General features: G+C 36.6%; 17 protein-coding genes and 1 other annotated feature. Of the genes, 3 read left to right on the top strand and 14 right to left on the bottom strand.

The features are described from left to right. Positions 1 to 340 precede the first annotated feature (340 nt). From Q1A47_RS15405 to Q1A47_RS15355, 11 genes are all read right to left on the bottom strand, one after another. Complete coding sequence (locus Q1A47_RS15405) at positions 341 to 1,204, bottom strand: site-2 protease family protein (protein WP_034678992.1); 864 nt, start codon at positions 1,202 to 1,204, stop codon at positions 341 to 343. Further along, a complete protein-coding gene (locus Q1A47_RS15400; RefSeq protein WP_026681283.1) occupies positions 1,194 to 1,955 on the bottom strand; it encodes a M23 family metallopeptidase in 762 nt (253 codons plus the stop codon). Before Q1A47_RS15400 ends, Q1A47_RS15405 begins: the two co-directional genes overlap by 11 nt. A 505-nt stretch (positions 1,956 to 2,460) precedes the next feature. After that, positions 2,461 to 3,261 carry a septum site-determining protein MinD gene (gene minD, locus Q1A47_RS15395; RefSeq protein ID WP_026681284.1) on the bottom strand — a complete coding sequence of 267 codons (801 nt, stop codon included), beginning with the start codon at positions 3,259 to 3,261 and terminating at the stop codon, positions 2,461 to 2,463. Then, a complete protein-coding gene (gene minC / locus Q1A47_RS15390) occupies positions 3,254 to 3,943 on the bottom strand; it encodes a septum site-determining protein MinC (protein WP_026681285.1) in 690 nt (229 codons plus the stop codon). Before minC ends, minD begins: the two co-directional genes overlap by 8 nt. Positions 3,944 to 3,989: 46 nt before the next feature. After that, the gene (gene mreD, locus Q1A47_RS15385; protein WP_026681286.1) at positions 3,990 to 4,529 is read right to left on the bottom strand and encodes a rod shape-determining protein MreD; all 540 of its coding nucleotides are present in this window, start codon (positions 4,527 to 4,529) and stop codon (positions 3,990 to 3,992) included. Next, a complete protein-coding gene (gene mreC / locus Q1A47_RS15380; protein WP_121605376.1) occupies positions 4,529 to 5,431 on the bottom strand; it encodes a rod shape-determining protein MreC in 903 nt (300 codons plus the stop codon). The genes mreD and mreC overlap by 1 nt, the downstream gene beginning before the upstream one ends. A 12-nt stretch (positions 5,432 to 5,443) precedes the next feature. Beyond that, positions 5,444 to 6,484, bottom strand: a complete 1,041-nt coding sequence (locus Q1A47_RS15375; RefSeq protein ID WP_166530559.1) for a rod shape-determining protein — start codon at positions 6,482 to 6,484, stop codon at positions 5,444 to 5,446. 859 nt (positions 6,485 to 7,343) lie between these two features. After that, the gene (locus Q1A47_RS15370) at positions 7,344 to 7,697 is read right to left on the bottom strand and encodes a hypothetical protein (protein ID WP_166530558.1); all 354 of its coding nucleotides are present in this window, start codon (positions 7,695 to 7,697) and stop codon (positions 7,344 to 7,346) included. A 288-nt stretch (positions 7,698 to 7,985) separates the two neighbouring features. Continuing rightward, a complete protein-coding gene (gene radC / locus Q1A47_RS15365) occupies positions 7,986 to 8,657 on the bottom strand; it encodes a DNA repair protein RadC (protein ID WP_166530561.1) in 672 nt (223 codons plus the stop codon). A 185-nt stretch (positions 8,658 to 8,842) separates the two neighbouring features. Continuing rightward, positions 8,843 to 9,748 carry an SPOR domain-containing protein gene (locus tag Q1A47_RS15360; protein WP_026681291.1) on the bottom strand — a complete coding sequence of 302 codons (906 nt, stop codon included), beginning with the start codon at positions 9,746 to 9,748 and terminating at the stop codon, positions 8,843 to 8,845. Between the two features lie 127 nt (positions 9,749 to 9,875). Further along, complete coding sequence (locus Q1A47_RS15355; RefSeq protein WP_166530557.1) at positions 9,876 to 11,150, bottom strand: folylpolyglutamate synthase/dihydrofolate synthase family protein; 1,275 nt, start codon at positions 11,148 to 11,150, stop codon at positions 9,876 to 9,878. A 62-nt stretch (positions 11,151 to 11,212) separates the two neighbouring features. On the opposite strand from Q1A47_RS15355, the gene Q1A47_RS15350 reads away from it, so the two are divergent. After that, a complete protein-coding gene (locus Q1A47_RS15350) occupies positions 11,213 to 12,118 on the top strand; it encodes a RimK family alpha-L-glutamate ligase (RefSeq protein ID WP_026681293.1) in 906 nt (301 codons plus the stop codon). Next, entirely contained in the window at positions 12,119 to 12,985 is an 867-nt protein-coding gene (locus Q1A47_RS15345) for a RimK family alpha-L-glutamate ligase (RefSeq protein WP_166530556.1), read from the top strand. A gap of 478 nt (positions 12,986 to 13,463) precedes the next feature. On the opposite strand, the gene Q1A47_RS15340 is transcribed toward Q1A47_RS15345, so the two are convergent. Beyond that, the gene (locus Q1A47_RS15340; RefSeq protein ID WP_166530555.1) at positions 13,464 to 16,112 is read right to left on the bottom strand and encodes a valine--tRNA ligase; all 2,649 of its coding nucleotides are present in this window, start codon (positions 16,110 to 16,112) and stop codon (positions 13,464 to 13,466) included. Between the two features lie 52 nt (positions 16,113 to 16,164). After that, positions 16,165 to 16,420: a binding site (T-box leader), on the bottom strand. Between the two features lie 138 nt (positions 16,421 to 16,558). On the opposite strand from Q1A47_RS15340, the gene Q1A47_RS15335 reads away from it, so the two are divergent. After that, positions 16,559 to 16,747: a hypothetical protein gene (locus Q1A47_RS15335; protein ID WP_026681296.1), complete on the top strand. Its 189-nt coding sequence runs from the start codon at positions 16,559 to 16,561 to the stop codon at positions 16,745 to 16,747. Here the strand turns inward: Q1A47_RS15335 and Q1A47_RS15330 are convergent. Together Q1A47_RS15330 and spoVID are read right to left on the bottom strand one after the other, a co-directional pair. Continuing rightward, on the bottom strand, positions 16,744 to 17,766 hold the full coding sequence (locus tag Q1A47_RS15330; RefSeq protein WP_299632435.1) for a phosphotransferase: 1,023 nt from the start codon (positions 17,764 to 17,766) through the stop codon (positions 16,744 to 16,746). The two genes, Q1A47_RS15335 and Q1A47_RS15330, sit on opposite strands and share 4 nt — an antisense overlap. 46 nt (positions 17,767 to 17,812) lie before the next feature. Next, positions 17,813 to 18,967, bottom strand: coding sequence for a stage VI sporulation protein D (gene spoVID, locus Q1A47_RS15325; protein ID WP_162986453.1), 1,155 nt, complete (start codon positions 18,965 to 18,967; stop codon positions 17,813 to 17,815). Between the last annotated feature and the right edge of the window lie 231 nt (positions 18,968 to 19,198).

Below are 19,198 nucleotides of genomic sequence, written 5' to 3'. Positions count from 1 at the left end.
CCAGTTGAGTACCGAACGCAATCCAGCCAATCAGCTGCATAGTATAAACTCTAACTTTTGGGGGTAACCACCTTATCATTCGTTTTTTTTGATTAGAATCAATCATTTAGCACCTGAAATAAGCGAGACTCCGGCGGGAACAGCACGAGTCCGAATACCCACGTGGTAACGTGTTTTTCTTTACCAAGTTAGCTGCCCGCGGAAAAGCGCGTATAGTTTCACGGTGTGGCGAAGATACCCCTATTGATAATATGATTATTCGTATTTTGAGTAAAGAACTTGTGTTTTGTCCCAGCCTCTTTGTTATGGAAATTTAGTAACTCATGCAAATTCGACTTGCTTATATTAAATTTCTAGCAATTTCTCCAACTGTTTTGTCGTAATGCTTTTCATTAAAATAACTGTGCAAACAAGCGACTTCGTCAATAGATTGACGATAGTTATTTGGGTAAATGATATAAATCGGATGCAGCTTCTCACGATGAAATCGTGAAAACACTTCCAATAATGATTGATCTGAGCTTACACGAATTGGCAAAACCTTTCGAGCAAAACGATTTTTCCCTTCGTAACGCTTTAGCAAGAATCGGAAAAATGCATAATACCTTTGTTTCCATTCCGTTTTATTTTCCATAAATAAAAAGATAAATATAAAAAATGAACTTAATGTAAACGGTAGCGTAATGAGTTGGATGAGCAATAATAAGATGCTGGCAATCATTGAGAATATAATCACTGCATAGTACGCCTTTTTATATGGTACTAACGACGATAGGCATAAAAACAATAATTTCCCACCATCTAATGGCCATAGCGGGAGCAAGTTAAATAAAAGGATAATCGAATTATAATATAAAAACAAATCCATCACTGCTTGAGGTAACATTCCTAAATCTCCAAGGAGGAATAAAACTATAAATAAAATGATGTGCTGAAACGGACCAGCACAGGTGACCAATAGCTCTTCTCGAATTGGTTTACTTCCGTGTTCATCCGTATCCATCACTCCACCAAAGACCCAGAGCATTACCTTGCGAATCCGCCATTTAAAGAAAGTAGCCATCATAAAATGACCCATCTCATGAAAGAAAACAATAAATAATAAGATAGCTAATTCCATAAATGTTCCGGTAAAAAAAGATATGATAATAAATACTAATAGTATTGGATGAAAATGAATATGAGGTAGATAGTTATTGGACATCGTCAACTTTTATCACCTGTACTGGGTCAATGTAATTATTGTCCTTTTCTATTGAAAAAAACACCGTGTCACTTTCTTCATTAGGTGTAAATTGTCCAATCTTCTGATTACCTGAAACATGCTGATATAAATGAACATCAATGTTACTTAAATATCCGTAGGTTGTCTTACTACTATCTGGATGCTGAACAACAATGGTTTTATTAGTTTCACGATCATTTCCAGCGAAGATAACAATTCCTTCCTGTAGTGCCGTAACTTCTGTTTGTCCTTCAGGTGCAATACGTATGCCCGTTCCATTTGTTTGGAAAGATTCTGCTACACTTCCATTTACAGGCATAGCTGCAACTTCTGCCTGTTGTTTACTCTCTTCAGGTACAAATGCTAGAGGACTGCCAAAAGTATCTTGATACCATACATTCACTTTCGCAAAAGGAAACTCTTCTGTTAATACATTGCTTGTCCACTCTTTAGATGATTGTAATCTTGGTGAATCCATCTGCCAAAGTAATGCAACACCCAAAAATAACAATACAGAAAGAATACCTTTCAACATAAACCCCGATACCATTCTATTCTGCCTCTCCCTTGTCATTCCTGAATCAGAAATAACTGGAGCATAGCCATGTTTTTCCTCTTCCTGCAAGATAGGAGGAGTAAACTGTTTTTTCGAACTCCCTGAATAGGGAACTCCTCGAGCCTTCTTACGTTGCTCAATTGATTGGCGCACTTTTTTTATTCCTTTACTCATATTCCTCACAATCCTTCTCATGCATTTGTACAAGTGTATGAGTCAATGAGTCAAGATATGTTAGAAAGTATATAGATGCTAGTAATAAAGTGCAACTCCAATCAGTTGGGGATTTTGTTTATCTCTCACTTACCATTTTTGATTTCACTTTATTGCTTGAAGTGGGTGTTCTACTGCCAGTTATATGTGGGATAAAAAAACTCTGAACTATAATCCAAATATACAAAGTTATATCCAGATAGTAGTTCAGAATCGTTCTTTTTTTGATATGTGATAATTCCTACCGAAAGGAAGTCATACAATGATCCGTTACACCCAGTAGAGGAAATACGCTGGCCTCTTGCAAGTCCAAAAATTAAGCAATTCAGCATAAAGTTAATGTGCAGTGTTAACTAAGGCCGTACACGAGGAAAGCATCCCATATTATAGATATCGATGAAAGAATAACATTACTATTTGTGAATGGAAATTCTCGGTTTAATGATATTCTAACACCAATCAATTATTAAGCGCGCATACCAAAGAACTTCTTCACTTTTTGCATCATACCTTTTTCAGTATCTAGAGACTGTAACGGGACAGTTTCTCCCAATATTCTTCGAGCAATATTTCGATAAGCTATAGAAGCCTTTGTAGTTGGTTGAAAGGCTACTGGTTCTCCTTTATTGGAAGCCTTGATAACTTCATCATCATCAATAACAATTCCAACTAAATCAATAGATAATACCTGCACGACCTCATCTATTTCCAACATATCCCCACTTTTCATCATGTGATTACGAATTCGATTAATTACTAATCGTGGAGGCTCAGCCATCTCCTCTTTCTCTAATAATCCTATTATCCTATCTGCATCTCGTACACTAGATTTCTCAGGTGTTGTGACAACGATCGCTTTATCCGCACCAACAATCGCATTTTGAAAGCCTTGTTCAATTCCAGCAGGACAATCAATTATTATATAATCATACTCTTGTTTTAACTCTGCGATTATTTTCTTCATGCCTTCTGTCGTAACAGCAGACTTATCACTTGTTTGTGCAGCTGGAAGTACAGATAAATAATCAAACCGTTTATCTTTTATTAATGCTTGTTTTAACTTACATCTCTCTTCAATAACATCTACAATATCGTAAATGATTCTATTTTCGAGCCCCATCACTACATCGAGATTTCTTAGACCGATATCTGTATCTATTAAACAAACCTTCTTATCCATAAGTGCTAATGCAGTACCTATATTGGCTGTAGTTGTTGTTTTACCAACTCCACCTTTACCAGATGTAATAACGATCGCTTCACCCATTTTGTATTCTCCTTTCGAATCTGTTTATTTCTTTTCGTCTATGTGAAAGTACTTGTAGTCGATCAATTATAATTTTATCTTTCTCTTCATCTACAAGACCACATTCCATATACACACCATCAGATTCATAGTCTGGAGCACGACTGATATAATCAGCAATTCGCAGCTGACTTGGATTCATAAAAGATGCTGCTATGAATGCTTCTCTATCACCATCAATTCCTGCATGAGCAATTCCTCGTAAATTCCCCATTATGTAAATATTACCTGTCGCGATTACTTTTCCACCGGGGTTCACATCACCCAAAAGCAAGAGATCACCGGTAACATGTAGCACTTGACCTGACCGTACAATACGGTTAATTGCTTTCACCTCACTATTCGTCTGCCACATACGCGCCTCTTCACGTCGGACAACGTCAGATTCAATAGAATGAATAGTGAATCTATTTTTAGCACCAATAACTTGTTTCAACTGTTCTATTTGCTCATCATGTAGATAGCGGGTACCTAATTTAACTCTCACTGCAACAATCGGTTCATCCTGCTTTGGACGGCTTTCCTTCATTTTATGATCGAGTTCGAAAATAGCTTTTTCAAACGAACATGTGTCATCAATAAACAGTGTAAGTCCATCTTTCGTGCCTTTCATTGTAATCAATTGTTTTTTTTCCTGTACCACACGTTCACCTCATTCACATAACAAGAGAATCTAGAGCAACCATTTTTTATATTGTATTACTCTTTGTTAATTGCTCTCTTCCCCAAGTAGTAAGTTTTTTTACAACTATTGGATACAGCATTAGTAAAAATACTAAATTAGATCCAATTGTTGGTAGCATTCGATGCATTAAATAAGCTTTCCAAACCATATCCGTTTTCCCTATAACCGTGTATATCAGATGAATGCTAACGTCTGCCAGGGCAATCCCGCATACACCAAGCAACATAGCAACATAAATATTTCCATGTAACAACTTTTTAAAACCATGTACCGCATATATAATCAATGCATAAGAAAACATATAGACACCTAATACATCTGTATATACGATATCGATTAAGAGACCAAATAGTAAAGCATACAACACGGAAAAATACGTTTGATCTTTATCATAAAAAATAGCAATAAACACTAAAAAAATAAGTACCCAATGTGGAACAATAAGCAAGTCACTTGTAAGCAAATTACCAGGCAATAATTCGAGCGCCACACCTTCTAATACTAAGAGCAGGAATAGGATTAAAGGCAAGTATAAACGTTTCATTACTCGCCCTCCTCTTCCGTCGTCTCTTCATCTGTCTTCAAATCTTCTTGAACAGAACGATCTACCACAATCACTTGATTCATATCATACATATTTGCAGCAGGCTCCACCAGTGCTGTTTTGGTTAAACCATATTGATCCGGTACAACCTCTTTCACTGTACCAATTACTAATCCAGACGGGAATACACCGCCCATCCCAGAGGAGATAACGAGCTCTCCTTCTTTTAAATCTTTTTCAGATTCTTCAATAATACGAAAGACGAGACTTTTACTTTCTTTGTCAAATCCTTCAATCATGCCAAAAATATCTTTATCTTTACCTTTTCCGCCTCTAGATACTTTTCCCGAAATACGATTAAATTGATCAAAACCAGTAAGCAATTGCACTGTTGAGGTATTAGGAGATGCCTTAAGGACTTTTCCGATCATACCTTCAGGAGTTCTTACTGCCATATTTGCTTCTACACCATCATTGGATCCTTTATTAATTGTTACTTGTTCAATCCATCTTTCCGGTGACCTTGACATAACCGTAGCTTGGATTGGGGTATAATCTCGAATGTTGTCATCATCCTTCAGATCCAGCGTATTTCTTAAATCCTCGTTCTCTTCTTTTAATTCTTGAACTTCATAAATAAGTCCTTTGTATTCCGCTAACTTCTCTTTGAGTATGCGATTTTCATTGTACGTATCTTTGAAGTCATCAATATTTCCAATGATATCTGTTATAAAATTTATTGGAGCATGAATAATACCTTGTGCCCACCCAACGGTATCATTTACAAACTCTTCAACATTCGTCAGATTTTCTCTATCACGTAGAGAAAATCCAATTAATGCTACGAAAAAAATAAACCCGATTAATAAAATAAATAAACGTTTTTTACGTAAAAAAGACATATAAACACCAACTTATTCTACACTAGGACGAGATGATACATTCGGATGGGAACGGAAATGCTGAATGTATTCTAATGATTTACCTGTACCAATCGCTACACTTTCTAAAGGGTCTTCTGTAATGAATACAGGCATCTTTGTCTCATCACTAATGACTTTATCTATGTTTTTCAGTAGTGAACCTCCACCTGATAGGACGATTCCACGGTCCATGATATCCGCCGCAAGCTCTGGAGGTGTTTTCTCTAACGTACTCTTTACTGCTTCAACGATAGCATCTACTGTATCCTTTAACGAATCAGCAATTTCTTCCGCAGTAATCGTGATCGTTTTTGGTAATCCCGTTAAAAGATCTCTCCCGCGAATATCCATTTCACCTTTAGGAGAATCACTTCCCGCAGATGCTATTTCAAACTTTATCGATTCCGCTGATCTTTCCCCAATCATCAAGCTGTATTGCTTTCGAATATAGCTAGTGATTGCTTCATCCATATCATCTCCAGCAGTGCGAATGGACTGACTGGTAACGACTCCCCCTAAAGAAATAACTGCTACTTCGGTAGTCCCACCTCCGATGTCAACAATCATACTGCCTGTTGGTTCCCATACTGGTAGCCCTGCACCGATCGCTGCTGCAAAAGGTTCGGAAATCGGATAGGCTTCTTTTGCACCAGCTTGCTTTGTTGCATCGATTACAGCACGTTCTTCTACCATTGTAATACCTGAAGGTACACATACCATTACGTTTGGCTTTTTAGCAAAATAAGAGCGATTTTTCATCGCCTTTTTAATATAATATTTCATCATTGTCGCTGTTGTATCATAGTCAGCAATTACGCCATCTTTCATTGGACGGATGACAGAAATATTCCCAGGCGTTCTCCCAATCATATTTCTAGCAGATCCTCCAACCGCTTCAATATCGCCTGTTGCCGTATTTTTTGCTACAACAGAAGGCTCACTTACGACAACACCTTTTCCTTTCACAAAAACTAATGTATTAGCTGTACCCAAGTCTATCCCTAAGTCCTGAGAAAAATTAAATAATCCCAATAAGATCTTCCTTTCCAAATCACAATCATGTGGTTATATGTAACGAATTACAACAATTCATTATTCGCAAAATAAAATTTATCGATTCCAATTATCTCTTTTCACTATGAAAAAGTAAAATATTTTCATCGAAAAGATCAGCGATACATATCACAACACCATTATTTATAGATTATGTACCAGTTTAAACACAAGGTTGCTTGTACCATGTTTTTCCTACTCATGCTAAGCTGAACAAGCGCCACTTTCCATATCTAAATTGAAAAATGGCGCTGAACAATCATTCGTCTATATAATTATACGAAAAAAATTATAAAATAGATAGTGTTATAAATATCATATGTGAGCTTTTTTTGATTTCATGCATCTTCCCTTCAGAAATAGGCAAACAATAAGTGAACTACTCCCATCACTTACCAACCTTATGGGTTGCTTGAAGTGGGGGCTTCTTGGATAATCGCCACTTTTGGTAGCTGACAAAATGGACCAAGCTAACCCTCTTGTTCCAAGAGTTTATATTTTCATTAGGCACTTGATGAATTTCGATCATTCACTGTTGGGTTGTGCTTTGAACAAAAAAGGAAAAAAAGCCTTTGGGCTGTCGCCCAACCGAAATTCATCTCCCCCCTTACCGTTGGGCTACGCTCTTCACACGCTTGAAGATGGAGACTTCTTTCGGAAGTACGTTACATTATTAATTTTGAAATACTCTTTTTAATTGTTCCTATTTATACAAGCTCATTCGTATACATTTTAAGCTTTAACTGCTTTACCAATAATTCAAAGAAGCGCTGTGAATGATAAACGAGAGCTTGTAGTAAAACGTCCTCGCTGACAATTAATGAATTATTATCTATCGTTAATCTTGTTTTACTGCCTCATATTTTTCTAGTTTTACACCAATTGGTTGACTAGGATAATAAAAAGCAGCAATTCCTTCTTCCAAGTATTCTTCCATCGCATTTAAGTAATAACCATATAAAGAAGGGAGATCATCAAAAATGGGTAACTGGCCAATTTCCTTGTAACTTGAAGTAAATGCGATTCCCCCTTCTATCAATAAAATTCCGCTTTCTATATATTTTTTTCTGTTGGCTTTCATGAGTGTTACGAGAGATTCGGTATTAAATCCGCCAATATAAGCATTAGGATTTTTAATCAGATCGTCTAAATCATATACTTGCTCTTTAAGATAAAAATCTTTTATGTCCACGATCACTCCACCTCTTTTTGCTTCACATCACATTTTGTTTTGTACACGTTACTAATTCCTAATATCGCTATCCATCTATATTTTGTTTAGCCTAAGCTAGGGCGACTATTCTTACGTTGAAAAAATCCAATGAACATACCCATGCAAAAGAAAAAACTTCAAAAAAGTATAATCATATGGAAACATCAGTAGTCTTATTTAATTTTTGTGTATTTATGGGAAATGGTGAATTCGCATATAACGATTTTTTAACTTTACAATAAGGATACTCATCGTGTAGACATACAATTATATATACCCTTTTTCTTTTAAAGAGACATATTTTCGATCACCAATCACTAAATGATCGATTAATTCAATCCCTATCATTTTACCACATTCAACCAATCTTCTCGTTACATGGATATCTTCTTGGGAAGGAGTGGGGTCCCCTGAAGGGTGGTTATGAATAACAATGATGGAGGCTGCAGAGCGTTTGACAGCTTCACGAAATACTTCCCTAGGATGGACGATAGAGGCATTGAGGCTACCTATAAAAATAGTTTGTTTGTGAATAATTTGATTTTTCGTATTCAAAAATAATGTTACAAAATGTTCTTGATTTAACCCTCTCATTTCTTCCATTACATATTCTGCTCCATCCTCAGGAGAGCGAATAACATGCCTTTCATCAGATCTATATATATGCATTCGCTTGCCTAGCTCTACAGCAGCTAAAATCAACACCGCTTTTGCCGTACCAATTCCTCTAATAGCAATAAGTTCTTCAATAGTAGCATCACTTAATAACTTTAATCCTTCAAAATGCATCAATAATCGATTCGATAAAGCCAATACGGATTCTTGTCTAGTACCGCTTCCTAAAATAATAGCTAGTATTTCCGCATTAGATAAATGACTGGAGCCTGATTTTATAAGTCGTTCTCTTGGTCGATCATCCTTTGGCACATTTTTTATCATAATAGGCGAAATAGTTGTCAATATAGATCATCCTCTTCTCTAAGATAACTCTATCTTACAAAAGAGATGTATCGACGTACAAATCAGCATTATTCCAATTTTGCTATACGATGAACTCCTATAATGGGATTTTCCATTAGAGTAAATTCTGTTTCTATTATTAACCAAATTGATAATTAATTAAATCAATTATTAAATGTAGTTCCAAATGTCTTCCATAGCTCCATCAGTAACGCCTTCTTTTGCAGTGCTTCAGCTTGTCCTGCTTTTTCTAATACTTGTTGAGTGGACTGATACAATTCTTTTAGCTGCTCACTATCCTTTGGATAAGCTTTCAGAAGTGAATCCCATGTGTTCTTTTCAAATTCACCAGATTCTAGTGTATCCTTCCATGTCTTAATAAATGATTGTGCCCAACTGTTTTCATCCCTTGTTAAGTCTGTAGTAATATTTCCTGTAGACCACTCTTTAACATAAATATCGTCCATGTCTGTATCAACTAATCCCTGTTGTAATTGTTCTGCCTGCGTTTCAGTGGTAGCAGCTGCTATAAACAGGAAATACTGATCCCCTCTCTCCCATATAGTGACAGGAACCCCTCTGTCTCGGTATGAACCAGCACGCGCATCAGCATTTGCCTTTTCTGAAAAAACACCACCTTGAAGTACATATGCCCTTATTTCATCTAGACGAACAGAAGATGCAGAACGATCAGCTTGTTTATCATTATCTTGATCGTCGTCGTTAGTTACAGCTGCTGAAGAATTCTGATTACCGCTCATATGATTATCATCCTCAATCATGATAAACATATTTAGCATCATTATTCCTAAGAAGGATCCAATGACTAATGCTGACAATACAGAAAGTATAGCAGGCTTAAACTCCTTCCACTTTCTTTTATGCATCGCAAATTTAGAAGGTTTTGTATCTGATACCCTTGTATAAGGCGGAATTTTTTCATCTTCTGAATCGGATAATGCAGCAGCCTGTTCATTCCTTCCTGAAGGAATTTCTCTATTCTTATTGACATAAAGCTTAACTTGTTTACCATTTTCCCATACTGTGATCTTTCTTTTATTTTCGTCCATTGTCTTTACCTCCCTGCTGCTAGATTTACCTTCAACTCTAGCATATAGACCGTAAAAAGTAAGACGAATTCTGTCACCTTATTAAAGAATCGTTCAACATAAATTTTATAAGAACAGCATATGAATGTTATTGTTTTTTAAGAAAAGACCGAACTAATGAAATGAAATACAAGGAGCCAGATATAAAATATACAGTATGTGATTGTTCCATTTGGCGTATTGCCTCTTGCCAATTTAGCTCGATATGAAAGTCACTCTCATAGTTTCTTAATTCAGATACCTGCATTGCACGTGGATGATCAAACGTCGTTAAGCTAATTGTTGTAAAATGATTTTCTATTTGTTTTAGCATTTTATCAATTTCTTTATCTTTAAACGCAGAAAATAATAGATGTCGTTTGCAGTTACTAAAATTTTCTTCTACTGTGTTTATAAATGCTTCCATTCCCGCCGAGTTATGGGCGCCATCCACAATAGTTAAGGGCTGTTTTCTAACTATCTCAAATCTTCCCATTACCATGACATGAGTAAACGCCTCTTCTACTTTATTCATATCTATATTAAAGCCAGCTTCCATTCTATTTAACAGTTGAAGAGCCATTGCAGCTATTGATGCATTCGCTTTTTGGTGTTCCCCCATCATGTTAATCCAAAATTGGAATGTATCTCCCCCCTGTTCCCACCAATTTATGCGATGGTTATATGCAGTAGATTCTGAACGATAGAAAAAATGATGACCTAGTCGATATATAGGAGCTTGCTTCAACATAGCTTCTTTATTGACAACTTTTGTCGCATCTTCTATTAGTTCACCTGTAATGACTGGTATTGTTGATTTTATTATACCTGCTTTATGATAAGCAATTTCACGTATTGTGTCCCCTAGAAATGCAGTATGATCTTTCGCTATATTTGTTATAATGGACATCAGAGGCTGTACACAATTTGTGGTATCTTCTCTACCACCCATCCCAGTTTCTATTAAAGCAAGGTCCGTATGCTGTTCAAAATAAACAAAAGCAATAGCTGTCAGAATTTCAAATTCTGTCGGATGCATGTTCATATTATCTAATTTTACTACTGCTGGATATACCTTTTGCCATATAGTGAGAAAATCATGTTCTGAGATTGTTCTATCTCCCAATAAGATATATCCTCGTAGGCCAGTTAAACTAGGAGATGTAAAGATTCCCACTTGATAATTGTTAGCTTGTAAACCTTGTTTTATAAATTCTAATGTCGAACCTTTTCCGTTCGTACCAGCAATATGAATCGCATTAAAATTATGCTGAGGTTGATTCAGTAATATAAGTAGTTTTTCCATTCGTTCGAGTCCGGGCTTTATCCCTAAATTAATTCTATTTGCTAAAAAGTCTTCAACTTGTTGAATTTCTTGAAACATAAGCACACCACTCTCATGAAATAAATTTACCTATAACAGTATAGCAGAAAGGACAAATAAACATGCAGTTACACGGCTGGATAATTTACAATGGAAGTTTACCTGGAAAGAAGTTTCTTGACTTTGCCGAATGGATTCAACGAGCAGCCATTCGAAAAGGTGGTACAGCAACTATATATAAGAATAGCGAATTATTGTCATATCTTAATACAGAGAATCTTAGTTTATTAAAAGACGAGCGTGTACCATTACCGAATTATGTTTTATTTGCGGATAAAGATGTTTATTTAGCAAGGCAGCTCGAATTACTCGGCTTACGAGTCTTTAATCGAGCAGAAGCAATAGCTGTGAGTGATGATAAAATTGCAACATATCAACAGTTAGCAATAAAGAAGCTACCTATTCCTAGAACCATTATTGCACCAAAGACATTTTTTTCTGAGGAACCAACTGAGTCGGTGATGCAGACAGCAGTTGATACATTTGGTTTTCCTATGATTGTGAAGGAAGCCTTCGGGTCATTCGGTCAACAAGTGTATCTGATCGAAACCAAAGAGCAATTATTACATAGACTTCAGCAAATAGATGGAAAGCCATATATGTTTCAAGAATTTATCTCTACAAGTTACGGAAAGGATTTGCGACTACACGTAGTAGGTAATCACGTGGTGGCGGCGATGAGAAGGCAGGCAGTAAATGATTTTCGTGCTAATGTATCAGCAGGAGGATCAATGGAAGCCTATGAGCCGTCTGAATATGAAACGAAGATAGCAGTTGCTGCCACAAAAGCGATTGGAGCAGATTTTGCTGGTGTCGATTTGTTATTTGGCCCTGATCAATCTCCCATTATTTGTGAGATTAATTCAAATGCACATATCCGTAATATATATGATTGTACGAACATTAATGTAGCAGATTATATTATCGATTATATTTACAAGTCATGTGGTGACAATGGAGGCAAGTAAATGAGTAAAGGTTGGTTAATCTACAGTAAAAAGGACATTGACGTAAACCAATCCTATATAAATTGGTTTATCAAAGAAGCATCGTATCAATCTATTCAATTAGAACTCATAATAAGAGAAGATATAACAGCAGGAATTATTAATAATGCACGCACCGTGCGAGTAAATGGATTTCCCATTACAAAGCCTGAATTTGCTATTGTTCGAACTATTGACCCATTGCTTAGCCTTCATTTAGAGGCATGTGATATTACTGTTTTTAATTCATCTTCTATTTCAAGAATTTGTAATGATAAGGCGTTAACGCATCATCATATGCACAATTTACGTATCCCAATGGTAGATACCCTTTACTCGAAGAAGCAGTATTTAACAGATACCCCTCCATTAGCCTATCCTTTTATCATCAAGGAAACAGCAGGAAGAGGCGGAAAACAAGTTTTTTTAATTGAAAACGATCAACAATATACCTCCATTAGCCAAGTATTAGCTAATACGGAGCTTATTGTTCAACCTAGTACGGTAGAGCATGGAAAAGACATTCGTGTCTTTATAGTAGGAAAGGAAATTATTGCAGCTGTAAAACGGGAAAACGACAAAGACTTTCGTGCCAATTTTAAACTCGGAGGCTCTGCTAGCTTATATGACTTGAGTGATAAGGAACGTTCTATGATTCAATCAATTGTTAATCACTTTGATTTTGGTATGGTAGGTATTGATTTTTTGATCAGTTATAATGGAGAACTCCTATTTAATGAAATTGAGGATATCGTCGGCTCACGGACATTAAGTAAAGTTAGTGATATCAATATTTTGCGAACGTATATGACTTATATTAGACGAAAGATATCGAATAATATAGATTAGATCTAATCGACATACTTAGAACGAAAGCGCAATCGCCTGATTAGAAACGTAGCGAATGTAGGGATTTAACGGTGATAAAGGAATCAAGGTGAGCTTGTGAGCCGATGATAATCTATCATAGGTTAATTCGTGAAGTCGCCTAGTTTCTGGGCGCTGGAGCTTAACGAGGCTCAACACGCCCATATTTATCCACATGGGTTTCCTAGACAAAAAGAAAACTAGCCAGCTTTGATAAACCTAAGCAAAGCCGAACTATGATTCGAAATGTTTTTTGGTTAGCATTCGAATTAGTTCGGCTTTAGCTGGTTCTAAACTGCGGATATTAACTGTGACTGAAACTGTCTATATATTTTTCATTCGCTGTATGAAGATTCTCTCCAACATTTGCTATAAAGCCAGTCTTTTATAGCTTTATTCCTGCTATTTCTTCGGATTTGAAAATGGTATTTAAGTTACATTTTATCCACAAAGAAATAGTTTAACCTTTTAGTTCTTCGAGCCTTGCTCTAACTTTTGCTTGTTTATCAAGATAATCCTTCTCTTTTTGTCTCTCTTCTTCTACAACGGCCTGTGGTGCTTTATTTACAAATCCTTGATTACCAAGCTTTTTCTGCACACGTTCAACTTCTTTTGTCCACTTCGTTAATTCTTTTTCTAAGCGATCAATCTCTTTATTAAAATCAATTAATCCCTCAAGTGGGAAATAAAGTTCTGCACCAGTAACTACAGCAGACATTGCTTTTTCAGGAACTGAAATATTTGTTGCAATAATAAGCTTATTTGGATTACAGAAGCGTTCCAAATAATCACGATGTTTCTCTAATTCATCAACGATCTTCTGATTCTCTGCTTGAATCAATATGTTAATTTGTTTTGACATCGGTGTATCTACTTCCGCTCGAATGTTACGAACTGATTTAATAATTGATACAAGTCGTTTCATTTCTTGAGATGCTTTTTCGTCATGAAATGCTTGGTTTACTTCTGGCCATGTAGCAATGGTAATAGAGTCTCCTTGATGAGGAAGCTGTTGCCAAATTTCCTCTGTGATGAATGGCATATATGGATGCAACATTCGCATGGTTTGATCTAATACATGAGCAAGTACTGACTGCGTCATCTTCTTCTTCACATCATCTTCGCCATACAATGGTAGCTTAGCCATCTCGATATACCAGTCACACAATTCATCCCAAATAAAGTTATAGAGATGACGTCCAGCTTCTCCAAACTCGTATTTATCGGTATTCTTGGTAACCTGCTCAATCGTTTCATTTAACCGTGTAAGAATCCACTTATCGGCAAGGGATTTCTCACCAGATAAATCTATATCTTCATAGGTGAATCCATCTAAGTTCATTAAAGAGAATCGCGAAGCATTCCAAACCTTATTTGCGAAATTCCAAGTAGCTTCTACCTTTTCCCAATGGAAGCGTAAATCCTGCCCTGGGGTTGAACCAGTAAGTAAGAAGTAACGCAACGAATCAGCGCCATATTTCTCAATTACATCCATCGGATCAACACCATTACCTAGTGACTTACTCATCTTTCTCCCTTCAGCATCCCGAATTAAACCATGAATTAACACATCTTCAAATGGTTTTTGATTTGTGAATTGCTTTGATTGAAAGATCATCCTTGCTACCCAGAAGAATATAATATCATACCCAGTAACAAGAACTCCTGTAGGGAAATAACGTTTAAAGTCCTCTGCATTCGTATCCGGCCATCCCATTGTCGAAAAAGGCCATAAGGCAGATGAAAACCAAGTATCTAAAACGTCCTCATCCTGCTCCCAATTTTCTAAGTCCTCAGGTGCTTCCTTCCCAACATAGATTTCATTTGTTTCCTTATGATACCAAGCAGGAATCCGATGCCCCCACCAAAGCTGGCGAGAAATACACCAATCACGTATATTTTCCATCCAATTAAGATACGTCCGTTCAAATCGCTTTGGAACGAAATTCACTTTATCCTCTTGTTGCTGTAAATCAATAGCAGCATCTGCTAATGGCTGCATATTAACAAACCATTGAGTGGATAAATACGGCTCTACCACTGCACCGCTTCGTTCAGAATGCCCAACTTGATGCGTATGATCTTCAATTTCAAAAAGAATACCCTGGTCTTGAAGGTCTTTAACAATCTGCCTTCTGCACTCAAATCGATCTAAACCTTCATAACTTCCCGCATTTTCATTCATAGTGCCATCTTCATTCATAACTAATACACGCTCTAGGTTATGTCGATTACCAATTTCAAAATCGTTTGGATCATGTGCAGGAGTTATTTTGACGGCACCGGAACCAAACTCCATATCTACATATTCATCTGCAACAATCTCTATTTCCCTGCCAACAATTGGTAGGGTCACTTTTTTCCCAATTAAATGAACGTAGCGCTCATCGTTTGGATGAACAGCAACGGCCGTGTCTCCTAACATCGTCTCCGGACGTGTAGTGGCAATCTCAATGGTTTCTTCACTGTCTTTTATTGGGTAACGCATATGGTAAAACTTACCATTAATTTCTTCATAAATAACTTCAATATCGGAAAGAGCAGTTTTGGTTTGTGGATCCCAATTAATAATATACTCTCCACGGTAAATAAGTCCTTTTTCGTATAGCTTTACAAATACCTCTTTTACAGCATCAGATAATCCATCATCAAGCGTAAACCGCTCGCGCGAATAGTCTAAGCCCAGTCCTAATTTCTCCCATTGGGAACGAATGAAATCGGCATATTCTCCTTTCCATTCCCAAGCTTTTGCTAAAAATTTTTCTCTACCTAGTTCATAGCGATTTGTTCCTTGTTCTTTCAATTTGGCTTCTACTTTAGCCTGTGTTGCAATACCTGCATGATCCATACCGGGTAGCCACAGGACATCATACCCTTGCATTCGTTTCATACGTGAAATCGTATCCTGCATAGTTGTATCCCATGCATGGCCTAGATGCAATCTTCCGGTTACATTTGGTGGTGGAATAACAATTGAATATGGCTCTTTTTCCGGATCATTGGTTGCTTCAAAATACTTTCCTTCCAACCAAAATTGATACCTACCCTGTTCTACTTCCTTGGGATTATATTTTGCCGAGAGGGAAGTTTTTGTTTCCTTTTCACTCATCATAACGCCTCCTATAACTGTTTGCTACGACAAAAAGCCCTTTTCATCCTACTTAAAGGACGAAAAGGGCATACTTTCCGTGGTACCACCTTTGTTTACACGCTCCATTGGAGCTGTGCACACTTCATTCATTGATAACGGTAACTAAACGGTTACCGGCTTCTTCTACTTATGCTTTTTAGCATGTGTTCAAAGAAGCTGCATCACGGGCGACCTTCCAACATAATCTTACCAAGGAAATTTTCAGCCACTGATTTCCCTCTCTTCTTTGGCAATTATCTTGTACTCTTCCCATTCAGCGCATTTTCAAGTAATAGCTTTATTTTATATAGTATAAGTCATTTCGTCAACTATTTTTACCAGTTTTGCACAAATACATGATATCTATACATAGTATATAGAACAATCACAAAAAAACTTAGCGTTTCGAAAGCGAGGTGAAAACGGTGGCACGATATTACCGTTATCGACTCCCTCCATGGGCTAGAACCTGTATTATTGTTATCGAAAGAGTTACCTTGCCAATATTAATTTTCCAATTAATACGTACATTGTTCTTCCCTACAACCTTTGATGTATTTTTATTAGGCTTAATCGTAGGTATATTTATCGCCTTTTATTTGGAATGGATTTAGCTTTCTAAATCGTCCAAATCAAGGGTATCGTATTCTTTTTCCACATATGCTGACAAGCGTAGACCAAATAGTATTCTTCTAAATATGTGTTGTAATGGTATAATTTGATCAATCATTGTTTTTGATGATTGATCATGCTCTTCTACTAACTGTATATATGGAGCAGGGTCGAGAACCTGTATAATTAACATATATAGTTCTTTATTCGTTAGTTTATTTTCATTCATATAGCTATCAAATTCATCTAAGAAAAGGTCAACAGGAGCATCATAATGCACCGTTTCAGATTTATAGAATTGGGATAAATCGAATGGGGCATATTCGTATCGCGCCTTATCCCAATTTATAAGATACATCTGCTCCGGTGATACGATAACATGTGAGGAATTCAAATTACCATGACACAAGCTATAATTCCACTGTTCTTGCTGCTCCTGCTCATTTATCAACTGGTCAATTCTTCGATTGGATTCTTGTAAACTAAAATCGATGTCACGAAAATGTGTACAAACGAGAAGTTCAAAGGGAGACATATAGTGTTTAGCTTCAAATTGTTCCACAAAAAACAACAATTTCTTTTGAAGTGCTTCACATTGCTTCTGATACCCCCGAAAGTTCTGTACGAATGAATCTGTGTCTACAGTTCGAGTTCTCTTTGTCTTCACATGTATATGACCAAGATGACGATAAAAGTTTCCTATCGTATATTTATCAAAAGATGAAAGGGCATTCCCTCTCCAAGGAGATAAATAATAAACCGTTCCTTCATAGATTTCATAAATATTCCCTTCTCTTGTTAAAAAAACAGGAAGAATCGTATGAAGGTTTTGCGTATATGCCTCCTGATATACGTTCTCCCACATAGCCATATCATCAGGTGAAAGCTGACTTTGCTTTAACGCAAACTGTTGCTGGCCATCTTGTACCTTATATAATTTTTCAGTTTCATTTTCTATGTAAAAAGGTTGCACCGAATAGGCATGTAGCACAGCCTTTAAGTCATCCACTTTTTCGTTCACCACCTAATACTGGAAAACCCCTTGACTTAATCGCAAGGGGCAGCATTTATTTTTTCTTATATGGAATATATAATAACTGACCTTCTGTCACATCATAGTCATCATCTAACTGGTTTTGTTTTATTAATTGTAACGCCGAAATTTGATAACGTTCTGCAATAGAATCTATCGTATCCTTCTCTTGAACAATACAGAGTCTCATACGAGCAAATTGATCCACATCAGATTCCCTAAACATATCAGATAAGTAGCCAACATCTTGTACTTGATCTGTTGTATCACGATTATCAGAGCTTTCATGAATTTCGGGAGTGTGCGATGATTCCAGCCAATCATCTGATGTATCATCCACTTCCACCTCTTCATCATGGGAGGAGGATTCTTCAGGTGAGTCAGTTCCAAAGAATTCTGCTAATGATTTTGATTCTTTATATTTCCACCTGTCATCCTCTTCCTGCCCTGCTTTTTCCGTATCATTTGTCTTCTGTTCTATCGAAGCTTCTATTTCTACTTCTTGTGACTCTTCTTCTCTATCTTCTACTACCTGTTTTGACTCTTCTTCTCTATCTTCCACCACTTGTTCTGATTCCTCTCGTTCAGCAGAAAGTATCGGTAAATCGGGTGGTGCCAAATGATCATTGATGGATTCATTTTCTTCAGGGTCTTTGATTTCGAATTGAAAACTATCTGCCTCTTCATTATTCTCCGCATCATTTCCCCAGTCAGAAGTGTATGCATCCCTTTCTGTAACTGTCTCCTCAACTTGTTCACTTTCATTGACACCGTGTATTTCAATTGTTGAATACAAGCGGAACAATGACGGGTTAGGAAGTTCATAATCAAAAGTTTGAATAAAGACACTTACGTCGTTTAAATCTGCAACTCTGTTTGCCGGCACAGAAATTTCCACAGGAAAACGGTGTGAAAAAGCTGCTATATCTTCATCTAAATCTTCAACCACCTCTACATATCGTTTCGATTGCAAGTTTTCTGTTTCAATCGATTCTTCTGCCTCCTGAATGGTTTTTTGATAATCTCCTTTAAGCTCAATTACACCTCTTATGGAAATATACTCATTAAATGAATGTATGGAAATATCCGGCTCTAGCGAAACTCCTCTCATTTCATTAACTTCCTGTCCTTTTTCAAAATAGAGCGTTTCATTCAGCTCAAAACTGAAAACCGGTCGATCCTTAGACAATTCTCTTCCTCCTTTCAGCATATCCACGGCATATGATTATATGTCTTAATTATCTATATGAACAGTTTTATTCGGATATGCTTCCTATATAAATTTAGATAAATCCATACAATAATGTTTATGAACAGACTTTTGTTATTACACTGCCCTTTTAATAAGAAAAACGGAGCAAAATTCGCTCAGTCCTTATCACTACATGCTCCGATTTACGCTTCCTCTAGTAGCTATTAT

Origin of the sequence: uncultured Virgibacillus sp. (assembly GCF_947495635.1) — a bacterium.
Classification (GTDB): Bacteria; Bacillota; Bacilli; order Bacillales; family Amphibacillaceae; genus Virgibacillus; species Virgibacillus salarius.
The sequence above is the reverse complement of the archived record's forward strand: the minus strand, read 5'-3'. Positions and strand labels throughout refer to the sequence as shown.

Bases quoted from the DNA above. Each gene is read 5' to 3' on its own strand.
- Q1A47_RS15405 (WP_034678992.1), bottom strand. From the start codon at position 1,204: ATGTCCAATAACTATCTACCTCATATTCATTTTCATCCAATACTATTA.
- Q1A47_RS15400 (WP_026681283.1), bottom strand. From the start codon at position 1,955: ATGAGTAAAGGAATAAAAAAAGTGCGCCAATCAATTGAGCAACGTAAG.
- minD (WP_026681284.1), bottom strand. From the start codon at position 3,261: ATGGGTGAAGCGATCGTTATTACATCTGGTAAAGGTGGAGTTGGTAAA.
- mreD (WP_026681286.1), bottom strand. From the start codon at position 4,529: ATGAAACGTTTATACTTGCCTTTAATCCTATTCCTGCTCTTAGTATTA.
- mreC (WP_121605376.1), bottom strand. From the start codon at position 5,431: ATGTCTTTTTTACGTAAAAAACGTTTATTTATTTTATTAATCGGGTTT.
- radC (WP_166530561.1), bottom strand. From the start codon at position 8,657: ATGATAAAAAATGTGCCAAAGGATGATCGACCAAGAGAACGACTTATA.
- Q1A47_RS15360 (WP_026681291.1), bottom strand. From the start codon at position 9,748: ATGGACGAAAATAAAAGAAAGATCACAGTATGGGAAAATGGTAAACAA.
- Q1A47_RS15355 (WP_166530557.1), bottom strand. From the start codon at position 11,150: ATGTTTCAAGAAATTCAACAAGTTGAAGACTTTTTAGCAAATAGAATT.
- Q1A47_RS15350 (WP_026681293.1), top strand. From the start codon at position 11,213: ATGCAGTTACACGGCTGGATAATTTACAATGGAAGTTTACCTGGAAAG.
- Q1A47_RS15345 (WP_166530556.1), top strand. From the start codon at position 12,119: ATGAGTAAAGGTTGGTTAATCTACAGTAAAAAGGACATTGACGTAAAC.
- Q1A47_RS15340 (WP_166530555.1), bottom strand. From the start codon at position 16,112: ATGAGTGAAAAGGAAACAAAAACTTCCCTCTCGGCAAAATATAATCCC.